The following is an 18,062-nucleotide window of genomic DNA, read 5'->3' on the forward strand; positions in this document are numbered from 1 at the left end:
ATCCTTAATCAAATGACACCAATAAACTCAACATACTATTAAGCTGATTATTCATTTGGCCTATCGCTTCATCCATCGCTAAAAACTGTTTGTAAGTGCGATCTTCATAAGCTTTCATACGTTTATCAAGTTGCATCATGTCATCATCTAATGACTTCTGACGCTCTTTTAATGTGTCTTCTTTTACCGATAAAGCACCGTCGGTTTTATCGGTAAAAGTGTCTAATAACTTATCGGCTTTGGCTAAAAATCCCGTGTCTTCTTGGCCGAAAAACTGCCCAATAACATTAAAATTTTCACTAATAATGTCATCTAGTTTATCGCTATCATCTTCCAGCTCTAACGTGCCATCACGTTGCACGGAAATACCAAAATCAGATAACTGATACAATTTGCCGTTTACTTCAATCGGCTCGTTCATCAAGCCGCGCATTTGGCTAAGTACTGAACGGGTTAAACTGTCACCATTCAGTGCACCAGCGCGGTTTGGATCATCTGGCTCACGATCAGGATCAAACCCTGTTAGCTTATCAGTCGTTGAAATTAAACCGTTGTAGGCATCAACAAAAGATTTTAGTGAGTCTTTGGTACTCTTTTCATTATTTTCGATGGTAATTTTTACAGATTTCACATCGACATCATCAGTTTCAGGGTTTTCTGAACCTGACGTTCCAGTCAGCTTTTTCAAATCTAACGTCACACCTTCAATCACATCTTTAAAGGTGTTATTACTGCTGGTCACGGTAGTAAAGTTATCAATCTTAATGCGTGCATCTTGCGCTTCTTGCATTTGATCAACTTTACTGTCTGTCATCCCTTCTTTATAAGCCAGTGATGCCAATTGCCCTGTCATACCAGACGTATCAATTTCAATTTTATTTTCAACACCCGTATCTTTAGATGAGAAAACGATTTTAGAGCCGCCCTCTTCACCAGTGTTGATCACCGTCGCCGTTAAGCCTGGGTTATCTTCTGCATTGTTAATCGCATCCACAATCGACGACAAGTCATCGTTGTCTTCAGTAATGTTTAAGGTCATCGACTTATCACCAACCTTAATTACCATTTCACCACTACCGAGTGAGGCTTCAGGATCGCCGCTAAATAACTCTTGCCCCATTAATTTATGAGACTGCGCCATTTGCTCTACGTTAATGGTATAAGTACCATTTTTCGCTTTCGCATCGGCTTTTACAGAAACATAATCACTATTGTCAGACGTCGCTTTTTGGCTAGAGAAAGCATCGTCTTTACCAAACTTCTCCAACATAGATTGGATACTGCTTACTGATGACTTAACCTGCCCGTAAGCACTAAGCGAGACATTAACCTTTTTTTGCTGATCCATAATCCGATCAAACTTAGGTTTTTTTTCAGCCGCTACTAGTTGTTGCGTCATCCCCGCGACATCTAAGCCCGATGCCATACCCGCAGCACTTAACCCCATCGTAAATACCTCTTAGACTATTTTGCTCAGCGAGCTCAGTGCATGCTTGGCTAAATTTTTGTTTAACTCTAGCAATTCCTGTGCCGGAACTTGACGAATAACTTCACCACTGGCTTTATCTACAATAGTGGCAATTTGCTCACCGGTTTCTTCATCTTGGTAGAAGCGTAAGCTGCGGTTAAATTGTTGTAAAACCATCTCGATCTGCTTAATTCTCTCTTGATCGGAACGGCTATCTTGCAAAGATGAATTAAGGGGATCGTCAACGTCTGTTCGGTTAACAGCATTTACGTGTTCTGTGGGTGGCAAATCATTGCCAAGCGATGTTTGAGACTCTGAAGCGGCGTTTAACGGGGTTGCTTGAGTGGTCGATTTTCCACTGTTCTCTTTTACTAATGAGTGAGAAAGTGTGTTTTGAGGTATTGAAGTAGGATTGATCGCCATAGTCATTTTCCTTTAGCGATATAGCCAAAATACAATAATGCCCCGTTAAAGCTAACGGGGCATCAATAAGACAGATTAACCTAGTAGGCTAAGTGCAGCCTGTGGGATCTGCTTAGCTTGGGCAAGAATTGACGTACCTGCTTGCTGTAGGATCTGACCTTTGGTCATGTTGATGGTTTCAGAGGCGAAATCGACATCTTTGATACGGCTGTTAGACGCATTTACGTTTTCGTTAATGTTAGCCAAGTTGCTCATAGTGTGATTCATACGGTTTTGGAAGGCACCAATTTCCGCACGCTTCTCATCAATTTGCTCCATAGCCGCATCAAGCACGTCAATCGCGTTTTGTGCACCTTCTGCTGTTGATAGATCTAGGCTTGCTACAGATTCAGTTGTTGTTGCAGTACCGATAGTTAATGCCGATGTTTCATCAGTATCATCAAATTTCTTAGTTGAGTACTCAATCGACTCAATATCTGTATCTAACTTCATCGCAGAGAAATCAACAGTAAAGGACTTCTCTCCTTCAATACCACCTGCTGTCTTAGTGTCACCACTCGTTGTACCATCACCAGCTAAAGCTACAGTACCGGTACCATCAGCCGTTTCAATTGTAGCTGTTGTACCAGCATCAGTACCTTTTAGTTCAGCTGAAACTTTAACTTCACTACCATCGTTAGATGTGATCTCAAAAGCGCCACCAGCTGTTGCTGTTACAGTAATATTACTATCAGCAGCATTGAATACAGTGTCTAATTTATCTTGTAGATCCTGCTGTGTAGCAAAGTCTGTACTATCAAAAGAAATTGATTGATCACCGATAGTAAAATCAATGGTTTCACCAGGAACCGCTTCTGTACCACCTGTTGCGGTAGCTGTCGCTTGAGTAGTACCTACAGTTGTTGCAGCTCCGCCATCAACAGCAATGCTTGCTGTGGCACCAGTACCAGTACCATCATCTTTTTGGTGGTTAATGGTTACATCTTTACCATCAGCTCGAGTAAGGCTAAATCCATCTGTCCCTACCGCTGCTAATGTTACATTTGTTAAACCCGCATTCGTTGCTGCAGTTTGTAATGCTGTATCCAATTCACCGTTCGTCTGAGAACCCGTAAGAATTGTGCTATTTAAGGTGATAGTCTTCATATCAGAACCATCACCATCAGCACTATTATCAATCTCAAACGTAATAGTTGCATCAGTATCAGCAGCTAAGCCAGTAACTGCTGCCGATGTTGCTGTTACAGCAGTACCCGCTTTTGCAGCTAACCCTGAAACAGATGTTGTACCAGCTGTAGCAGGTGTTGTAGTTTCATCAACACCAATATTACTGACCCCATCAATATTATTCAGTTTATTTTTAAGATCATCAGCCGTCATATCTTTGGTGATAGCGACATCATGCGAAGTACCATCAATATCTAATGAAAACTCACCATTACCTGTAGATGTGCCACCTTTTACTTCAACCGCAGCAGGGCCAGCATCCAGATTTTTGTAATCACGACCAATTGCATGAGCAGACACATCCATTAAGCCAAGGCTTTGCGTTTCATTTGAGTTTGCGCCTATTTGGAAAGATGTTTTACCGTCCTTATCACCAAACGAACCATCAAGAAGGTTCTGACCACCGAAGCTTGTGGTATCAGCGATACGGTTCATTTCGCTTTGCAATTCACCCATTTCTTTCTGCATTGCTTCACGGTCTTTATCAGAGTTTGAACCGTTCGCAGACTGTAGCGCAAGCTCACGCATACGCTCCATGATTGTGGTTGATTCTTGCATTGCACCTTCAGCAGTCTGTGCCATTGAAACACCGTCGTTGGCGTTACGCATTGCTACGTTCAAACCGTTAGTTTGGTTTGTTAGACGGTTAGAGATTTGAAGACCTGCTGCATCATCTTTCGCAGAGTTAATACGAAGACCAGATGATAATTTTTGCATGCTGTCGGCAACGCTACTGCTAGCACTGTTTAGGTTACGCTGGGCAGTCATTGCTGTTACGTTGGTATTAATTGTAATAGCCATAAGGTGACACTCCTTGGTATGATCTTTCCCAGACGTGTTGCCGGGTTAAAAGAGGTTTTTCTAACTTGTGCTAAGGTTAACGGCACGTTTTTTCGAAGCTTTAGATTTTTTTTAAAAAAACTTCAATTAAAAGCAAAAAAAACACAAAACCATTAATTATCAATAAATTAAAAACACTCAACATTAATAACCTACCCCTTTAACCACGTTATTTAGATCACAAAAAAAACGGCAAATAATTGCCGTTTTCAATATTACGCATGTTATTAACAATCATTTATAAATAGTTAAATAACGATAATTGCTTAGTTTTGCTGAACGCCGATTGTGATGCTTGCAATGCCATCATTTGTTGGTTCATTTCCATTATCGCTTTACTGTAATCCAAATCTTCTAAACCACTTTGTGCGCTATTTAAGGTCAGTTCAAAATCGAGATGCTGTTCTTGCTGTCTTTCCACTTGCTGCATGATAGTGCCCACTTCTGAACGGCGCTGACTAACGTGCAAGAAGCTACTATCAATATCATCAATGACCCGCTGTAACGTCGCTTCAGCCGCCGCTGACGAGGTTGGTTTTTCAGCGTTATCTATCGCATCTTGTAATGAATCAAAAATATTGATTTTCTGCGCAGGGTTAAGGGTTAATTTATCGCCGACTTCAACATCATCAAGGGTAATCGACACGCTACTACCATCCGCTGCCGTATACTGGATCCCTTTTTCTGGATCGTAATCCTGACCTGCAACCACTTCTTTTCCATCAAGGCTTAATTTGTATTGCATGACTGTTTTTTCACTGCCATCAGGCTGCGTAACTACCGCCTCACTAAAAGCAATGTCGATCGGTTGAGCTTTAGTAAAATCAGAGGTTGTTGCACTGAGTACATGTAATTTTGACCCACTACTTAAATCACTAAAGTCGGGGCGAAAATCGCCATACGGATTAGGTATTGATGTAAAGAGTTGATCACCCGGTAAACTGGTTTTCACTTCAACTGACTTATCTATTTGGGCATAGCGCGATTGACTATCACCTTGATAATTCATTTTACCGTCAGTGCCTTTTACAAACGGTTGGGTATCCATTTGATTACCCGCAAACACATAGTTTCCTGATTCGTCACGGCTATTGGCGAGCTCTAACAAACCATCACGCAAACTGGTTAATTCATCTTTAAAAGCTGTGCGATCATTTGATGCCATCGCACCGTTGATCATCCGAAGTACTTTTTGCTTGGTAGCATCAAGGTTATCTTCCACGCCAGCAATGGAGCTTTCCATTACCCCTAAGCGATTATTCGCCATGGTGATGGAGCTTTTATATTGATCTATTTGAGTTAACTGTTGGCGATAGTTTTGAATCGTCACCGAAGACACGGGATCATCACCTGCGGTTTCAACCCGTTTACCTGTCGATAATTGGTTATTGCTCTCGTTTACTTCACCTTGCTTACGCATTAGGTTTGAGGTCAAACTTTGATACTGACTGGCAGTAGAAACACGATTAATCATTATTTACTCCTACTTATACTGCGCGCATTAAGGTATCAAAGGTTTCTTTTGCTACCGACATGATGCGTGATGATGCCATGTATGACTGTTGAAACTTCATCAAGTTTGCCGCTTCTTCGTCAAGGTTAACCCCTGATAGATTAGAAACGCGTTCAGAAGCGGCATCAAAATCCAATTGATTCACTTCAGCCGTTTTTTCCGCATTACTTTTCATCATGCCGATGTCGGTTGCCAAGCCTTCGAATAAATCAATCACACTTGATTTACCCTCGTTCATGGTTTTTTCGTGCTGAATTTGCTGCATCGCTAAAAAGTTGTTGTTGCCGCCTACCGCACTGCTTCTCCCTAAACTCACTGTAAAGTTATCGCCGGCCTGACCATTATCGGTGAGTGAGAATGTCGGGGTTGCTTGACCTGCAAAGGTAATTTCTTTATTAGCATTCGTTAGTGGGTAAGCTAACGCTTGAACAGGATTACCGCTGCCATCATCAAGATCAACTAAGGTATTCGTTTGGGTGTTTTTAACTGTTAATTTATCCGACGTAGTAATATTTAGCGTAAAAGAATCACCAACCGCAGCTCCTGCTCCAAGCGTTGCGACACTCACTTGGCTACCATCACTGGCAACCATAGTTAATGTATTGCCTGTTGTTGTTAATGGGTAATCAAGCTCAGTTACAGGCATTCCCGTTGCATCAATTAAATTAATCGGATTACTTGCAGCATCAACCATGCTGATTTTATCTCCAGTGGCATTTAAACTAAGGGTATATACGCCTTGGGCAGCTTCCGCCGCTGCACCTTTGATCGCATCAAATTGTGCAGCACCAGTATTGCCTGTGCCATCTGTTGCTGTTAAATCTGCACTATTGATAATATCTATTTGATAATTACCCGCGACAGCATCTGGTGTGTTATCTGTGACGGTAGTTAATGCCGCTGTTCCCGCATTGTTTGGGTTAGCCTCTATCAGTGCGGTTTGACGGTGCCCTGCTAAGCCACGAGGATCTGACATCTCCACGCTAATGTTTGCCGCACCGCGACGCATAGGTTGAATAACGACGGTTTCGCTTTGCCCTGTAGCTGGAGGATTACCCATAACTGTGTTCATGGTTAACGTTAAACCATCGACTTTCACTTCTACGGGTAATGTATCTGTTGAAGAAATAAGTGCGCTACCATCAGGCTTTTTCATTTCATTGCCAGCTGGATCAAACAATGTAAAGCTGTAATCAGTTCCATCAAACTCTGTGGTTAATTCATAATCACCAGTTTTCAGCGCATTTACATCATCGATTTTTACATCAATGTCTGTTTGACTACCTAACGGCTTTAATACTCGCTCTTTGACTAAAGTAGGGCTATTAACATCACTAAATAAAGCGCTGCCTATTGCACCTGTTAAATCTGTACCAGATTGCTGTAAATCATTTATTTGCTTTGAGAAGCCAATCGCCATCCGCCCCATTTCATCAAGGCTTTTATCTATTACATCATCACGAATAGATAGCATGGCACCTAACCCACCACCAATATCATCACTTTTAATTGGCTTAGCTTGGTTACCATTGATTAAGGCTATTTGTTTATCTTCTAAATCAGGATCGCCATTGACCATTTTTAATTGTGACGATTCGACGCCAGAGACCAAGGTATCACCACTACCAATAATGACTTTGTCTGCAAGGCTGCCTTTATCCGCCAGTACTGTCACTTTGGTATATTTGGCTAGTTCATTGATTAGGCCACGCTGTTTATCCAGCAAGTCATGGTTTTGATCGCCATCAGGCATTTCTTGCAAACTGGTATTGATAGCGGCAATTTCTTGCCCTAATGCGTTTACACGATCAAGTGTCACACCCAATTGCTCATTCACATCACGGCGAATATTGGTCAACATTTCATGGGAGCTATTAAAACTTTTTGCCGCTTGATCGGCATGGTCTAACACGGTTTGACGAGAGCCAAGATCGTTAGGGTGATCTGACAATGAGCGTACCGAGTTATAAAAATCATTCATGCTATTAACCGTGTTAACAGCACTTTTTGAGGTGAAGTCATCCAACATCATCATATGTTGTTGACGAACATCTGAAGCTTCAAGCTGGGTGGTAGAGAGCGTTAATTCACGAGCTGCAAACTGATCGTAAGCACGATTAACGCTATCAATATACGCACCACTGCCGTAATAGTTACCGCCGCTCCATTGTGCATCGGCCGCTTTTTGATCGACAACCTGACGGCTATAACCTGCGGTATGTACGTTACTAATATTATGGCTGGTTACATCAAGTTGCTTTTGCGATGTACGCAAACCACTGATACCAAGCTGCATTAAATCCGACGCCATATTTATTCCCTAACTCATTAACAACGTGATGTTTTTATATCAATCTTAATGACGCTTATTCATATAAAGCGCACATTACGATAGCTTCTTTGCAAAAATCGAACCAATTAAAAATAATAACGGCATTTTTAATTAAACGATTATTTTTGAGTATTTAATGATGGTAATAAATCGCTATTTGTTTATAATTTAAAAGCTCAACCCAAATTAAAATAAAATATAAAGGATAAGTATTATGAACTTATTAGTATCAGGATTAATTGGTTACGCATTAAAAGAAGTTGTTGTACCACTAGTGAGTGATCATTTTGACGACAAAAAAACAGAAGAAAAGCAAGTGCATGAAAAGGAAGTGGAAAATGCTTTATTTGAAAGTAACGATCTAATTAAAATGGTATCGAATATTATTGATATTGTTGTATAACCTTATATTTCAGACACTAAAAAACTCCCATCAAATATTATTAGATAGAATATAAATATTTTATTTTAATTCGCTTTTATTTATATATCCCTTCTTTTTACATTAATGTTTTCACCTTTTTCATTACTGCTAATACTTTATTACTGTAATTAGGATCGGTGGCATATCCTGCTTTATGTATTTCACGAATAAATTGATTCGGCTCACCACTGTGTTTTAACGCGGTTGAATAACGTGGGTTCTGTTGTAAGAACTTCACAAAATCTTGAAAACTATCTTGATAAGAACCATAAGATCGAAACGCCGCATTTTCTTGTACAGCAACACCGTTATGATATTCCAATGTTCGCGTGGCAACCTTTTGACCACTCCAACGTGGATCGGCTTTGATATTAAATAGGTTGTTACTTGTTCCTGCCGCATTTTTGATCACTTTTTTACCCCAGCCTGTTTCTAACGCCGCTTGCGCTATCAACATTGCGGGATCGGTTCCCAAAGCGCGTGCCGCTTTAGTCGCATACGGTGCCATATGATCAACAAACGCTTCTGGCGTTTCAAAACGATCAGGTTCAGGTTGTCGTAATGGCGGCTGAACATCGGCAGTGTGTAATCGTTGCTTATATTTTTCTAATACCTGTTGTGCCGCGACACTGTTTTGATCTTCTCGTTGCGGTAGTTTTAATGGCTGGGATTTATTATCGATTGGGCGAATCTGCAATGGATCTGTATTGTCTTTTTTCGGGAATAAATCTGTTGTTGGTGTATGCGGCTTTTGCTCGTTACCTTCGCCACCCAATTGCTTTACAATCATATCAGCTAAGCCCAAACTTCCTGTGGTACTTAGCTGAGATGACATTTGCTCATCATGCATTTGCTGATAAAACTTGCTGTTATTGCTGCTCATTAAATCAGATTCAAACGCTTCGTTCGCTTCGCGCATTGACTTAAATAACATCTGAGTAAAAATAGACTCAAACTGATTAGCCGCCTGACGCAATGATCCCTTTGAATCTTCGCCAATACCCGCACGTAGACGGTCTAGGTTACTAATATCATGGACAAAACCGGGATCAATTTGCTTCATATTACAATCCTTGTTAATTACTTTTTACTTAAACCATCAGGGTTAAATGATGATTAACTGCCCTTCAATGGCACCCGCTTGTTTTAGCGCTTGCAAAATTGCCATTAGATCTGATGGCGCGGCGCCCACTTGATTCACCGCTCGAACAAGCTCATCTAACGACACGCCCGGCTCAAACTTAAACATGCGTGCATCAGATTGTTGTACGTTGATATTACTGTTCTCAACCACGGTCGTTTCACCACCAGCAAAGGCGTTGGGTTGACTCACCTGTGGGTTTTCTTTAATGGATACTGTCATACCACCATGGGTGATTGCCGCAGGTTTTAACTTCACATGCTGGCCAATAACAATGGTACCAGTGCGTGAGTTAACGATAATTTTGGCTGAGCCTTCTGCCGGATCAAACTCTAAGTTTTCAACTGTTGATAGGAACGCAACTCGCTGGCTAACATCCCGTGGTGCTCGCACTTTTATTGATGTTGCATCGACAGCTGATGCCATTTGAGGCCCTAAAAACTGATTAATAGAATCAGCCATACGTTGTGCAGTGGTAAAATCTGAATCATGCAGGTTAAAGGTTAAGTAATCACCGCGTCCAAATGGGTTTGGTACTTCTTGTTCAACCATTGCACCGTTAGAGATTCGACCTACCGTTGGCGTATTACCGATAACTTTAGAGCCATCTGCCCCTTCTGCACTAAAGCCACCAACGACCAATGTACCTTGAGCTATTGCATAAACCTTGCCATCTAAACCTTTTAAGAAAGTTTGCAATAACGTACCACCTCGTAAACTCTTGGCAGAACCAATAGAAGATACCGTAACATCAATGCTTTGACCTTGTTTGGTAAAAGGAGGCAAAGTGGCATTAACCGCAACAGCGGCAACGTTTTTGATCTTTGGCTTTGTACCTACCGGCAATTGAATGCCGAAATTTTGCAGCATGGCATTAAAGCTTTGATCAGTGAAAGGTGTTGTCTCGCCAGTACCGGGCAAACCAACGACTAAACCATAACCGACAAGTTGGTTACTACGAACTCCTGCAACGGAAGCAACATCTTTAATACGTGCCGCATCCACAGTGCCAGATAATAAAATTAATCCTGTAATAATAAGTGCGCGAAAATTCAATGGATTCTCCTGTCCCTAACGCTATGTTTTGACAAAAATTGGCTGATTAGAAAGCAACGTTAAAGAAACGTGATAACCAATTTTGCTCTTGAATATCTTGGCGATCACCGGTACCTGAGTATTGGATCCGCGCATTAGAAATACGTGTTGATGCAATGGTGTTATCTTGGCTAATATCATCAGGTCTAATATGTCCGCTAACCCGAATATATTCTTCCCCAGTGTTAAGCATTAGCCATTTTTCACCACGTACAACCAAGTTACCGTTATTTAAAACCTCAACCACTTCAACCGAAATAGAACCTTTAATACTGTTACTTTGATCGGCAGAAGTAGAGCCTGCAAATGTGTTGTTGTTCGACATACCATAAGACAAGCTGTAATCACGAATGGTGACGGGTTTCCCCCCTAGCTCTATTGGCTTCATATTTAAATCGGTAGATTTATCTAAATCTGAGCTTGCACTCTTTTTCGCTGCGGTTTTTTCTTCTAATAAAATTGTGACGATATCACCAATACCACGAGGCTTAGTGTCGTCATACAGATCTTGTACTTGTGATTGATTAAACAAAGAGCCTGTTGCTGTTGCGTAATGCTCAGGTTTATCTTGTGGACGAACAGGATTCCAAGCGGGATCGCCCGCTTCTGGATCTTCGCGTTTACGGATCCGATCAATAAGCCCTTTCGACTCTTTCTCTTTACCTTCTACCGCATCAACATTGGTGGTGGCTTTTTCAATATCACTGCCAGCAACATCAGGTGGTGTAGATACACAGCCTGTTAATGCCAAACTTAATAGAAGTAATGATCTTTTCATCCACTGACGATTCATTTTATTTACCTGAGCGCAATTCATTCATTACCACCAATCATTACAATTGCTGGTTAACGTAACTCAACATCTGATCAACAGTTGAAATCACTTTCGAGTTCATCTCATAAACACGTTGTGCTTCAATCATATTCACAAGCTCTTCCGTCACGTTTACGTTGGACGTTTCAAGCATAGATTGGCGAATAGAGCCGTATCCTTCCAAGCCCGGTGTCCCTTCTTGAGGATCGCCGCTAGCGCCTGTTGGTAAGAATAAGTTCTGACCAATAGGCTCCATACCACCTGGGTTAATAAAGTCGACGGTGGTAATTTGCCCCAAGACTTGGTTTTCTTGCTCACCACGAATACGGGCAGAAACTTCACCATCAGTACCAACAGTAATGCCTACCGCATCTTCAGGTACCACAATCTCAGGCTGTACAGGATAGCCACTGCCGCTAGTCACTAATTGACCTTCTGCATTAATCGTAAACTGACCATTACGGGTATAACCTATGTTGCCATCAGGTAATAGCACTTGGAAAAAGCCATCACCTTCGATCATCATATCCATAGCGTTATTAGTGGTTTGAGTATTACCTTGGGTAAAGACTTTTTGTGTCGCAACCACTTTTGAACCTGCTCCCAACATTAAACCTGTTGGTAATGTTGTATCTTGGGTTGACTGACCGCCAGGTTGATTAATATTTTGATAAAAGAGATCTTCAAAAACCGCGCGACCTTTTTTAAAACCAACGGTGGAGGCGTTAGCCAAGTTGTTAGAAATAGTCGAGATATTTGTCTGCTGCGCGTCAAGACCGGTTTTACTTACCCATAGTGCTGGATGCATTGTTCTGTCCTTTTAATTAGCCAATACGCATAAGAGAAGAAGAGGCTTTATCCATTTCTTCTGCGGTTTTCATCAGTTTTATTTGCATTTCAAAGTGGCGCTGAAGATCAATCATGCTGGTCATTTCAGAAACCGCATTCACGTTACTGCCTTCAAGCATACCTTTCGCCAGTGTTACACTGGCATCTGCATCAAGCGGAACACGCTCGCCGATGGATTTAAATAAACCATCAGTATCTTTAAACAACGCTTGGTTATCAGGTTTAACCAATTTAATACGATCAACAACTGCGATAGCATCAGGCGGCGCACCTTGTGGTAAAACCGACACCGTACCGTCTTTACCAATTTCAATTTTACTGATCGGAAGAGGGATAAAAATAGGACTGTCGTTTTGACCTAACACCAACTGACCATTACTGTTTTGTAACATGCCTGTTTGATCAATTTTTAAATGCCCTGCACGGGTGTAAGCTTCTTGGCCTTTTACATCCATCACCGCAAGCCAACCATCACCTTGAACAGCAACATCTAAATCCCGCCCTGTATTGATCACTGAGCCCTGCGCAAAATCATTACCCGGGCGTTCAGCCATTGAAAATACTCGGCTAGGTAGACCTTCACCATAGGCTTGCATGCTACGCGCCTGTTGTAAGTCGGCACGAAAGCCTGTTGTACTGACATTCGCCAAGTTATTGGCATGTACTTGCATACCATACATATCTTGTTTTGCGCCACTCATGGCAAGATACAGAGCACGATCCATTTTTTTGACACTCCTATTATCTAACAGCATCAATAAAGCAAAAACTAAGCCAATTATATTTATTGTTTAATAACAGTGTATTGAGAGAAAAAGAGAAGGAAGATAATACTGGAGGGAAAAAAATTGCCGCTTCAACGAAAGTGTAAAACGGCAATAGGACTGAAAAGGATAAACCTTAACGAATTTGTAGAATATTCTGTTGTAGCTGGTTATTCACATCTAGTGCACGAGAGCTAGCTTGGAAGTTACGTTGCGCAGTGATCAAATCCACCAGCTCTTGGGTCATATCGATATTTGATTGTTCAAGCGTTCCACTTTTGACAGAGCCAAATGAGCCTTGAGATGCATCACCCCAAATCGCCTGACCTGATTCTTGGGTGGTATTCCAAAGCGTACCACCTAACTGTGCTAACCCTTGCTCATTAGAAACGCGCGCTAAGGCAACACGTCCTACAACGATATCTTTACCATTTGAATAAGACGCCAAAATATTGCCTTCAGGATCGATATCAACTTTAGACAAATAACCTGTTGTAGCGCCATCAACGTCTTGGAATTTACGCACTTCAAACGCTGAAGCATATTGAGTGGGATCATCATAATCCATGGTTAATGCTTGCGTACCATCCGCACCACCGACATCAATACCAGACTCAGCAAATGTTTGCATTTGAATTTTCGTCGGAGACCCTGGAACCGCAGGAACACCAGGAACTGCAGGTATTTCTGGTGTTCCTGTTTCAGGATCTGCTGGTATCGCAGGTGTACCAGGAATAGCATCTTTACCTTTAAGTAACTGTCCATTCTCATCAAACCGCATCACATACCCCATATGAGGTTCACCCGCAGCATTCGCTTTACCTACTGCGTCATAACCTGCAGGCAAGGACCCAGCTTGAACATCCAATGCCACCTCGTCACCATTATTATTCGTGACTGTTTGGAATACTTCCCATGTGTTGGCATTTTTTGGAGTAGGCTCTGTAGCATTAGGATCATATTTAGCCACATAGTAAGTCGTCATTTTATATGGCTTACCTAATGAGTCATAAATCGTCGATGAGGTTGATTTACTAAATGAATCTGAGTCTTTAAAATCAAACGGACTATTTTTAGGCGTTGTTTCTTTATTGGGTAAATTCAATGATACTTTTATTGTGCCTGACTTGGTTGGCTGACCAAACACGTCATCAATTTTCATTGATTTTGCTTCATAAGACGCCACGGTATTTGAATCTTTATTAACGGGATAACCCAGTAAGAACTTACCTTCAGAATTCACTAACTCATTTTCATTATTTAAATGAAATGCACCATTACGGGTAAGGTTATTATTCGCAGGTTCATTTTTATTATCTGCCACAGCAAAAAAACCCGAACCAGATACACGTAAATCTAACGGGTTATTGGTGTAAATACTGGAACCTTCGTGGAACTGCTGAGCAACGGTTGAGGTTTGTACGCCCCCACCCGTTGTGGTTTTGGCATTAGAGAAAATCGAATTAGAATAGACATCACCAAATTCAGCACGTGATTCTTTAAAACCAAAGGTGTTAGCATTGGCTATGTTATTACTGGTGGTATTTAGATCTTTTTGAGCTGCACCTAAACCGCTCAACGCAATGTTCATACTCATATTCGATTATCCTTTTTGTGTTGCTTTGCCAATTTGTAGAACATCAGCCAATTGAACTGGCTTATCGAAGCCAGCAAGATTTAACATCACCTGACCGTCGTTATTCCCTAATAAAACGCTATTCACGTTTGCGTGTGTAAGCACTTCAAAATTCTGGCTTTCGCCTTTTACATTGCCTGACACAGAAAACTTATACATTCCTTGCGGCATAATGTTGCCATCATCATCTTTACCATCCCATGTAAAGGGATGTTCACCGGCTGATTTAGCACCAAGGCTCATGGTTTTGACCAATTCACCTTGTTCATTTTCAACTCGCAACATAGCGTTATCAACGCTTTGCGTTAAACGCGTCATGCCAGACATTTCGCCTTCACTACTGCGCATTGCGGTTGAATTAGGAATAAGTACATCTTGTCCAACAAGAGAAGAAGCTTGTAGTGCTTGATTTGATGTCATTGCACTATTTAATGAGCCAAACTGCTCATTCATTTTGTTAATGCCATCAACGGTGGCGAATGATGCCATTTGCGCGATCATTTGATCATTACTTACAGGTTTAAACGGATCTTGCTGTGCTAATTGTTTGGTTAGCAATGATAAGAAATCATCTTGCTTCAGCTGATTTTTTCCTGTGACTTCTTGCTCTTGTTCAACTTTCTTATCTTGCATGCTTTTTAGCTGGTCAAGGTAAGAAAGATTGCTGTTTCCTGCACCATTAATTGTGCTCATAATGACAACTCCTTACCTTATTTACCCATCTGCAAGGTTTTCATTAGCATCTGCTTACTCGCATCAGCTACCTGAACATTATTTTGATATGAGCGAGATGCCGAAATCATATTCGCCATCTCTTCCATCACATTAACGTTGGGCTTATAAATAAAGCCTTCAGCATTTGCCATCGGATGCTCAGGATTGTATTCAGCGGATAACGGCTTATCACTTTCAACAATCCCTTTAACTTGCACAGGTACGCTACTATTTTGATGATAAGACGCAGAGTCTAATGCAGCGGCAAAAATAGGATGACGAGCTTTATAGGTTTCTTCTGCTGAGCTACTGACACTGTTGGCGTTAGCAAGGTTACTTGATGTGGTATTTAAACGTACAGATTCAGCACTCATTGCCGATCCCGTTACATTAAAAACATTAAATAAACTCATTCTTATTCCCCTTTCAATGCCTTGCTCAGGTTCTTAAATTTCGAACCTAAAAAATCCAGCGATGCTTGATATTCAATACTATTTTGCATAAACAAGTTTTGCTCTAGTTGTGCATCCACCGTGTTGCCATCCCCTGTATCCGGCTGTGTTGGCACGCGATATTTTTGCTCGCCACTGACTTGTGTAGAGGCATTAATGTGCCGCCCATTTGTTCGGCTTAGGCCAATATCTGCCCCAGATGTTGCCGCTTTAAGCGCACTACTGAAGTCTACATCTTTTGCTTTATAGCCCGGAGTATTGGCATTGGAGATATTACTCGCAAGGGTTTCTGCACGTTTTTCACGTACACCAACAGTATGCTGATGAACCCCTAATGCTTTATCGAACGAAATGGACATATATTGCCTCCACAATTACTTAGCAGTAATAAAGCAAAGACAGTGCCAATTTTAAGAATTGAGAAATTAAGAAGATGGTTGGTTACTAGAGAGGATAATAATTAACTAAAAAGCGCTACACGCAATATTAACAAGCGGTAGCGCTTCTTCAATTAACGGAGTTTATAAATGATGCCTGGATTACAACGGATCATTTCAAATTTTTCCGTTAACCCTGTTAGCGACTCTGATGCCCCTAAGAACAAATAGCCGCCAGGGTTTAAGCTTGCCGCTAATTGATTTAATACTTTCGATTTCATTTCTGGTGAGAAATAAATCAAGACATTACGACAGAAAATAATGTCAAATTTCCCCAATAATGCATAACTATCTTTAAGGTTTTGCGGCCTAAAATTAACCATTTGTTTAACTTGATTGTTAACTCGCATACGACCATCACCATTGTCTTCAAAAAACATACGGCGACGTTCCGGCGATAGCCCTCGGCTTAAAGCAAGATTGTCATACACACCCGCTCGGCATGTTTCCAGCATCGTCTGTGAGATATCGGTTGCTGTAATTTGAATAGATGGCAGTAAACCAGGGCGCTTAGCTTGGGTTTCTAAAACACTCATCGCCATCGAATACGGTTCTTGACCTGATGAACTCGCTGCAGACCAAATCTTTATTGGTTTTTTATTTGCTGCAAGTTCTGGCAAAATTTTGTCAGATAAAACGGTAAAAGGATAACCGTCACGAAACCACAATGTTTCATTGGTTGTCATTGCATCAACGGCGGCAATACGTAGTTCACGATTACGACCTGATAATACATTCTGCAACAAGTCTGAAAGCGACGATAAAGAAAAACGATTCACTAACGGGCTTAAACGACTGCGTACTAAATATTGCTTGCTATCGCCTAATACGATGCCACATTGTGACTCAAGAAAACGGCAAAATTCACGATATTCTTGGTCATTTACAGTTACTGCTGTCATTTACAACTCTTCTTTGTCAGTACGTTTCGGCATTAAATGCTCAATAATTTATAATAATTTTTAGCGGCTATACCTATTCAATTACTTTCTCAGGCATTGCCCCTTTAACCGCTCGACCTAATTCATCTGGATTAAATTTAGGAATAAAGGCATTCGCACCTACACGCTCAACCATGGCTTGGTTAAATACGCCACTTAATGATGTGTGCAAAATAACGTGTAAGTCTTTTAATTTAGGATCATTTCTTATTTCAGCCGTTAATGTATATCCATCCATTTCAGGCATTTCAATATCAGAAATAATTAATGCAAGTTGCTCATAAATAGAGCCTTGTGATGCCATTTCACGCAACTTAGTAATGGCTTCTTTACCATCTTTAACTAATACACATTCACAACCAATCGCTTCTATCGCTCGTTGTACCTGCTTACGTGCCACTGTTGAATCATCAGCAACAAGAACGCGACGCACTGCAGGGCCATTTTCAACCAACTCTTCAAGCACTGTTCCTGTGATATTGGTATTAACTGGCGAGATTTCATCGAGAATTTTTTCAACATCTAAAATTTCAACTAATTCACCGTCTATTTCTGTCACCGCCGTCAGATAGTTACTTCGACCAGCACCTTGAGGAGGCGGAAGAATCGATTCCCAATTCATATTAATAATGCGTTCAACAGAAGACACAAGGAAACCTTGAATAGAGCGATTAAATTCCGAAATGATAATAAAGCAATTGGTTAAATCGGTGATTGGACGTCCGCCGGTCGCTAAGCTCATATCAATAACAGAAATGGTTTGCCCTCGAATATGAGCAACACCTTTAATCAATGGATGTAAATTCGGCATTGATGTTAATTGGGGACATTGCAGAACTTCTTTAACTTTAAAAACGTTAATGCCATAACGCTGACGTCGATTAAGACGAAATGTCAGCAGCTCTAATCGGTTTTGCCCAACTAATTGTGTCCGCTGATTAACTGAATCTAAAATACCTGTCATTGGATAAACTCCCTGTAGTGTTATAAAT

The 18,062-nt window shown here is 41.1% G+C and carries 16 protein-coding genes and 2 pseudogenes; 1 reads left to right on the forward strand and 17 read right to left on the reverse strand.

Annotated features, from left to right (window positions below; translation table 11 throughout):
- Positions 1-4 precede the first annotated feature (4 nt).
- The 6 genes and pseudogenes from fliD to flgK all read right to left on the reverse strand — a co-directional run bounded on the left by fliD (position 5) and on the right by flgK (position 7,782).
- Positions 5-1,447, reverse strand: a complete 1,443-nt coding sequence (gene fliD / locus I3259_RS00375) for a flagellar filament capping protein FliD (RefSeq protein ID WP_238027808.1) — start codon at positions 1,445-1,447, stop codon at positions 5-7.
- A gap of 12 nt (positions 1,448-1,459) precedes the next feature.
- Positions 1,460-1,891 (reverse strand): flagellar protein FlaG, encoded by a 432-nt coding sequence (locus I3259_RS00380; RefSeq protein WP_238027809.1) that lies wholly within the window; start codon positions 1,889-1,891, stop codon positions 1,460-1,462.
- A gap of 75 nt (positions 1,892-1,966) precedes the next feature.
- A pseudogene (locus tag I3259_RS20180) lies at positions 1,967-2,266 on the reverse strand (flagellin); the annotation flags it as partial.
- A gap of 1,158 nt (positions 2,267-3,424) precedes the next feature.
- A pseudogene (locus tag I3259_RS00390) lies at positions 3,425-3,919 on the reverse strand (flagellin); the annotation flags it as partial.
- Positions 3,920-4,196: 277 nt separating this feature from the next.
- The gene (gene flgL, locus I3259_RS00395) at positions 4,197-5,432 is read right to left on the reverse strand and encodes a flagellar hook-associated protein FlgL (protein WP_238027810.1); all 1,236 of its coding nucleotides are present in this window, start codon (positions 5,430-5,432) and stop codon (positions 4,197-4,199) included.
- A 13-nt stretch (positions 5,433-5,445) separates the two neighbouring features.
- Positions 5,446-7,782, reverse strand: coding sequence for a flagellar hook-associated protein FlgK (gene flgK / locus I3259_RS00400; RefSeq protein WP_238027811.1), 2,337 nt, complete (start codon positions 7,780-7,782; stop codon positions 5,446-5,448).
- Positions 7,783-8,017: 235 nt separating this feature from the next.
- Here flgK and I3259_RS00405 point away from each other — a divergent pair, with 235 nt between their 5' ends.
- The gene (locus tag I3259_RS00405) at positions 8,018-8,206 is read left to right on the forward strand and encodes a flagellar hook protein (protein WP_238027812.1); all 189 of its coding nucleotides are present in this window, start codon (positions 8,018-8,020) and stop codon (positions 8,204-8,206) included.
- A gap of 97 nt (positions 8,207-8,303) precedes the next feature.
- Here the strand turns inward: I3259_RS00405 and flgJ are convergent, their stop codons facing one another.
- From flgJ to I3259_RS00460, 11 genes are all read right to left on the reverse strand, one after another.
- On the reverse strand, positions 8,304-9,290 hold the full coding sequence (gene flgJ, locus I3259_RS00410; protein WP_238027813.1) for a flagellar assembly peptidoglycan hydrolase FlgJ: 987 nt from the start codon (positions 9,288-9,290) through the stop codon (positions 8,304-8,306).
- 42 nt (positions 9,291-9,332) lie between these two features.
- The gene (locus I3259_RS00415; RefSeq protein WP_238027814.1) at positions 9,333-10,424 is read right to left on the reverse strand and encodes a flagellar basal body P-ring protein FlgI; all 1,092 of its coding nucleotides are present in this window, start codon (positions 10,422-10,424) and stop codon (positions 9,333-9,335) included.
- Positions 10,425-10,470: 46 nt separating this feature from the next.
- Positions 10,471-11,241 carry a flagellar basal body L-ring protein FlgH gene (flgH, locus tag I3259_RS00420; protein WP_198038456.1) on the reverse strand — a complete coding sequence of 257 codons (771 nt, stop codon included), beginning with the start codon at positions 11,239-11,241 and terminating at the stop codon, positions 10,471-10,473.
- Between the two features lie 55 nt (positions 11,242-11,296).
- Positions 11,297-12,085: a flagellar basal-body rod protein FlgG gene (gene flgG / locus I3259_RS00425; protein ID WP_238027815.1), complete on the reverse strand. Its 789-nt coding sequence runs from the start codon at positions 12,083-12,085 to the stop codon at positions 11,297-11,299.
- Positions 12,086-12,101: 16 nt separating this feature from the next.
- Positions 12,102-12,851: a flagellar basal-body rod protein FlgF gene (flgF, locus tag I3259_RS00430; RefSeq protein ID WP_238027816.1), complete on the reverse strand. Its 750-nt coding sequence runs from the start codon at positions 12,849-12,851 to the stop codon at positions 12,102-12,104.
- Positions 12,852-13,026: 175 nt separating this feature from the next.
- Positions 13,027-14,487 (reverse strand): flagellar hook protein FlgE, encoded by a 1,461-nt coding sequence (gene flgE, locus I3259_RS00435; protein ID WP_238027817.1) that lies wholly within the window; start codon positions 14,485-14,487, stop codon positions 13,027-13,029.
- A 6-nt stretch (positions 14,488-14,493) separates the two neighbouring features.
- Positions 14,494-15,219 (reverse strand): flagellar hook assembly protein FlgD, encoded by a 726-nt coding sequence (gene flgD / locus I3259_RS00440; protein ID WP_006646758.1) that lies wholly within the window; start codon positions 15,217-15,219, stop codon positions 14,494-14,496.
- Positions 15,220-15,236: 17 nt separating this feature from the next.
- Positions 15,237-15,653 (reverse strand): flagellar basal body rod protein FlgC, encoded by a 417-nt coding sequence (gene flgC / locus I3259_RS00445; RefSeq protein WP_238027818.1) that lies wholly within the window; start codon positions 15,651-15,653, stop codon positions 15,237-15,239.
- 2 nt (positions 15,654-15,655) lie between these two features.
- The gene (gene flgB / locus I3259_RS00450; protein WP_238027819.1) at positions 15,656-16,051 is read right to left on the reverse strand and encodes a flagellar basal body rod protein FlgB; all 396 of its coding nucleotides are present in this window, start codon (positions 16,049-16,051) and stop codon (positions 15,656-15,658) included.
- Positions 16,052-16,203: 152 nt separating this feature from the next.
- The gene (locus I3259_RS00455) at positions 16,204-17,031 is read right to left on the reverse strand and encodes a protein-glutamate O-methyltransferase (RefSeq protein WP_238027820.1); all 828 of its coding nucleotides are present in this window, start codon (positions 17,029-17,031) and stop codon (positions 16,204-16,206) included.
- A gap of 73 nt (positions 17,032-17,104) precedes the next feature.
- A complete protein-coding gene (locus I3259_RS00460; RefSeq protein ID WP_238027821.1) occupies positions 17,105-18,034 on the reverse strand; it encodes a chemotaxis protein CheV in 930 nt (309 codons plus the stop codon).
- Positions 18,035-18,062 lie beyond the last annotated feature (28 nt).

Source organism: Photobacterium sp. Ph5, from assembly GCF_022129445.1.
Classification (GTDB): domain Bacteria; phylum Pseudomonadota; class Gammaproteobacteria; order Enterobacterales; family Vibrionaceae; genus Photobacterium.

Excerpts from the sequence above, each read along its gene's own strand:
- flgD (WP_006646758.1), bottom strand. The coding sequence starts at position 15,219 with ATGAGCACAATTAATGGTGCAGGAAACAGCAATCTTTCTTACCTTGAC.
- flgH (WP_198038456.1), bottom strand. The coding sequence starts at position 11,241 with ATGAAAAGATCATTACTTCTATTAAGTTTGGCATTAACAGGCTGTGTA.
- flgJ (WP_238027813.1), bottom strand. The coding sequence starts at position 9,290 with ATGAAGCAAATTGATCCCGGTTTTGTCCATGATATTAGTAACCTAGAC.
- I3259_RS00455 (WP_238027820.1), bottom strand. The coding sequence starts at position 17,031 with ATGACAGCAGTAACTGTAAATGACCAAGAATATCGTGAATTTTGCCGT.
- flgB (WP_238027819.1), bottom strand. The coding sequence starts at position 16,051 with ATGTCCATTTCGTTCGATAAAGCATTAGGGGTTCATCAGCATACTGTT.
- flgF (WP_238027816.1), bottom strand. The coding sequence starts at position 12,851 with ATGGATCGTGCTCTGTATCTTGCCATGAGTGGCGCAAAACAAGATATG.
- fliD (WP_238027808.1), bottom strand. The coding sequence starts at position 1,447 with ATGGGGTTAAGTGCTGCGGGTATGGCATCGGGCTTAGATGTCGCGGGG.
- flgG (WP_238027815.1), bottom strand. The coding sequence starts at position 12,085 with ATGCATCCAGCACTATGGGTAAGTAAAACCGGTCTTGACGCGCAGCAG.
- flgK (WP_238027811.1), bottom strand. The coding sequence starts at position 7,782 with ATGGCGTCGGATTTAATGCAGCTTGGTATCAGTGGTTTGCGTACATCG.
- flgL (WP_238027810.1), bottom strand. The coding sequence starts at position 5,432 with ATGATTAATCGTGTTTCTACTGCCAGTCAGTATCAAAGTTTGACCTCA.
- I3259_RS00460 (WP_238027821.1), bottom strand. The coding sequence starts at position 18,034 with ATGACAGGTATTTTAGATTCAGTTAATCAGCGGACACAATTAGTTGGG.
- I3259_RS00380 (WP_238027809.1), bottom strand. The coding sequence starts at position 1,891 with ATGGCGATCAATCCTACTTCAATACCTCAAAACACACTTTCTCACTCA.
- I3259_RS00405 (WP_238027812.1), top strand. The coding sequence starts at position 8,018 with ATGAACTTATTAGTATCAGGATTAATTGGTTACGCATTAAAAGAAGTT.
- flgC (WP_238027818.1), bottom strand. The coding sequence starts at position 15,653 with ATGAGTTTATTTAATGTTTTTAATGTAACGGGATCGGCAATGAGTGCT.
- flgE (WP_238027817.1), bottom strand. The coding sequence starts at position 14,487 with ATGAGTATGAACATTGCGTTGAGCGGTTTAGGTGCAGCTCAAAAAGAT.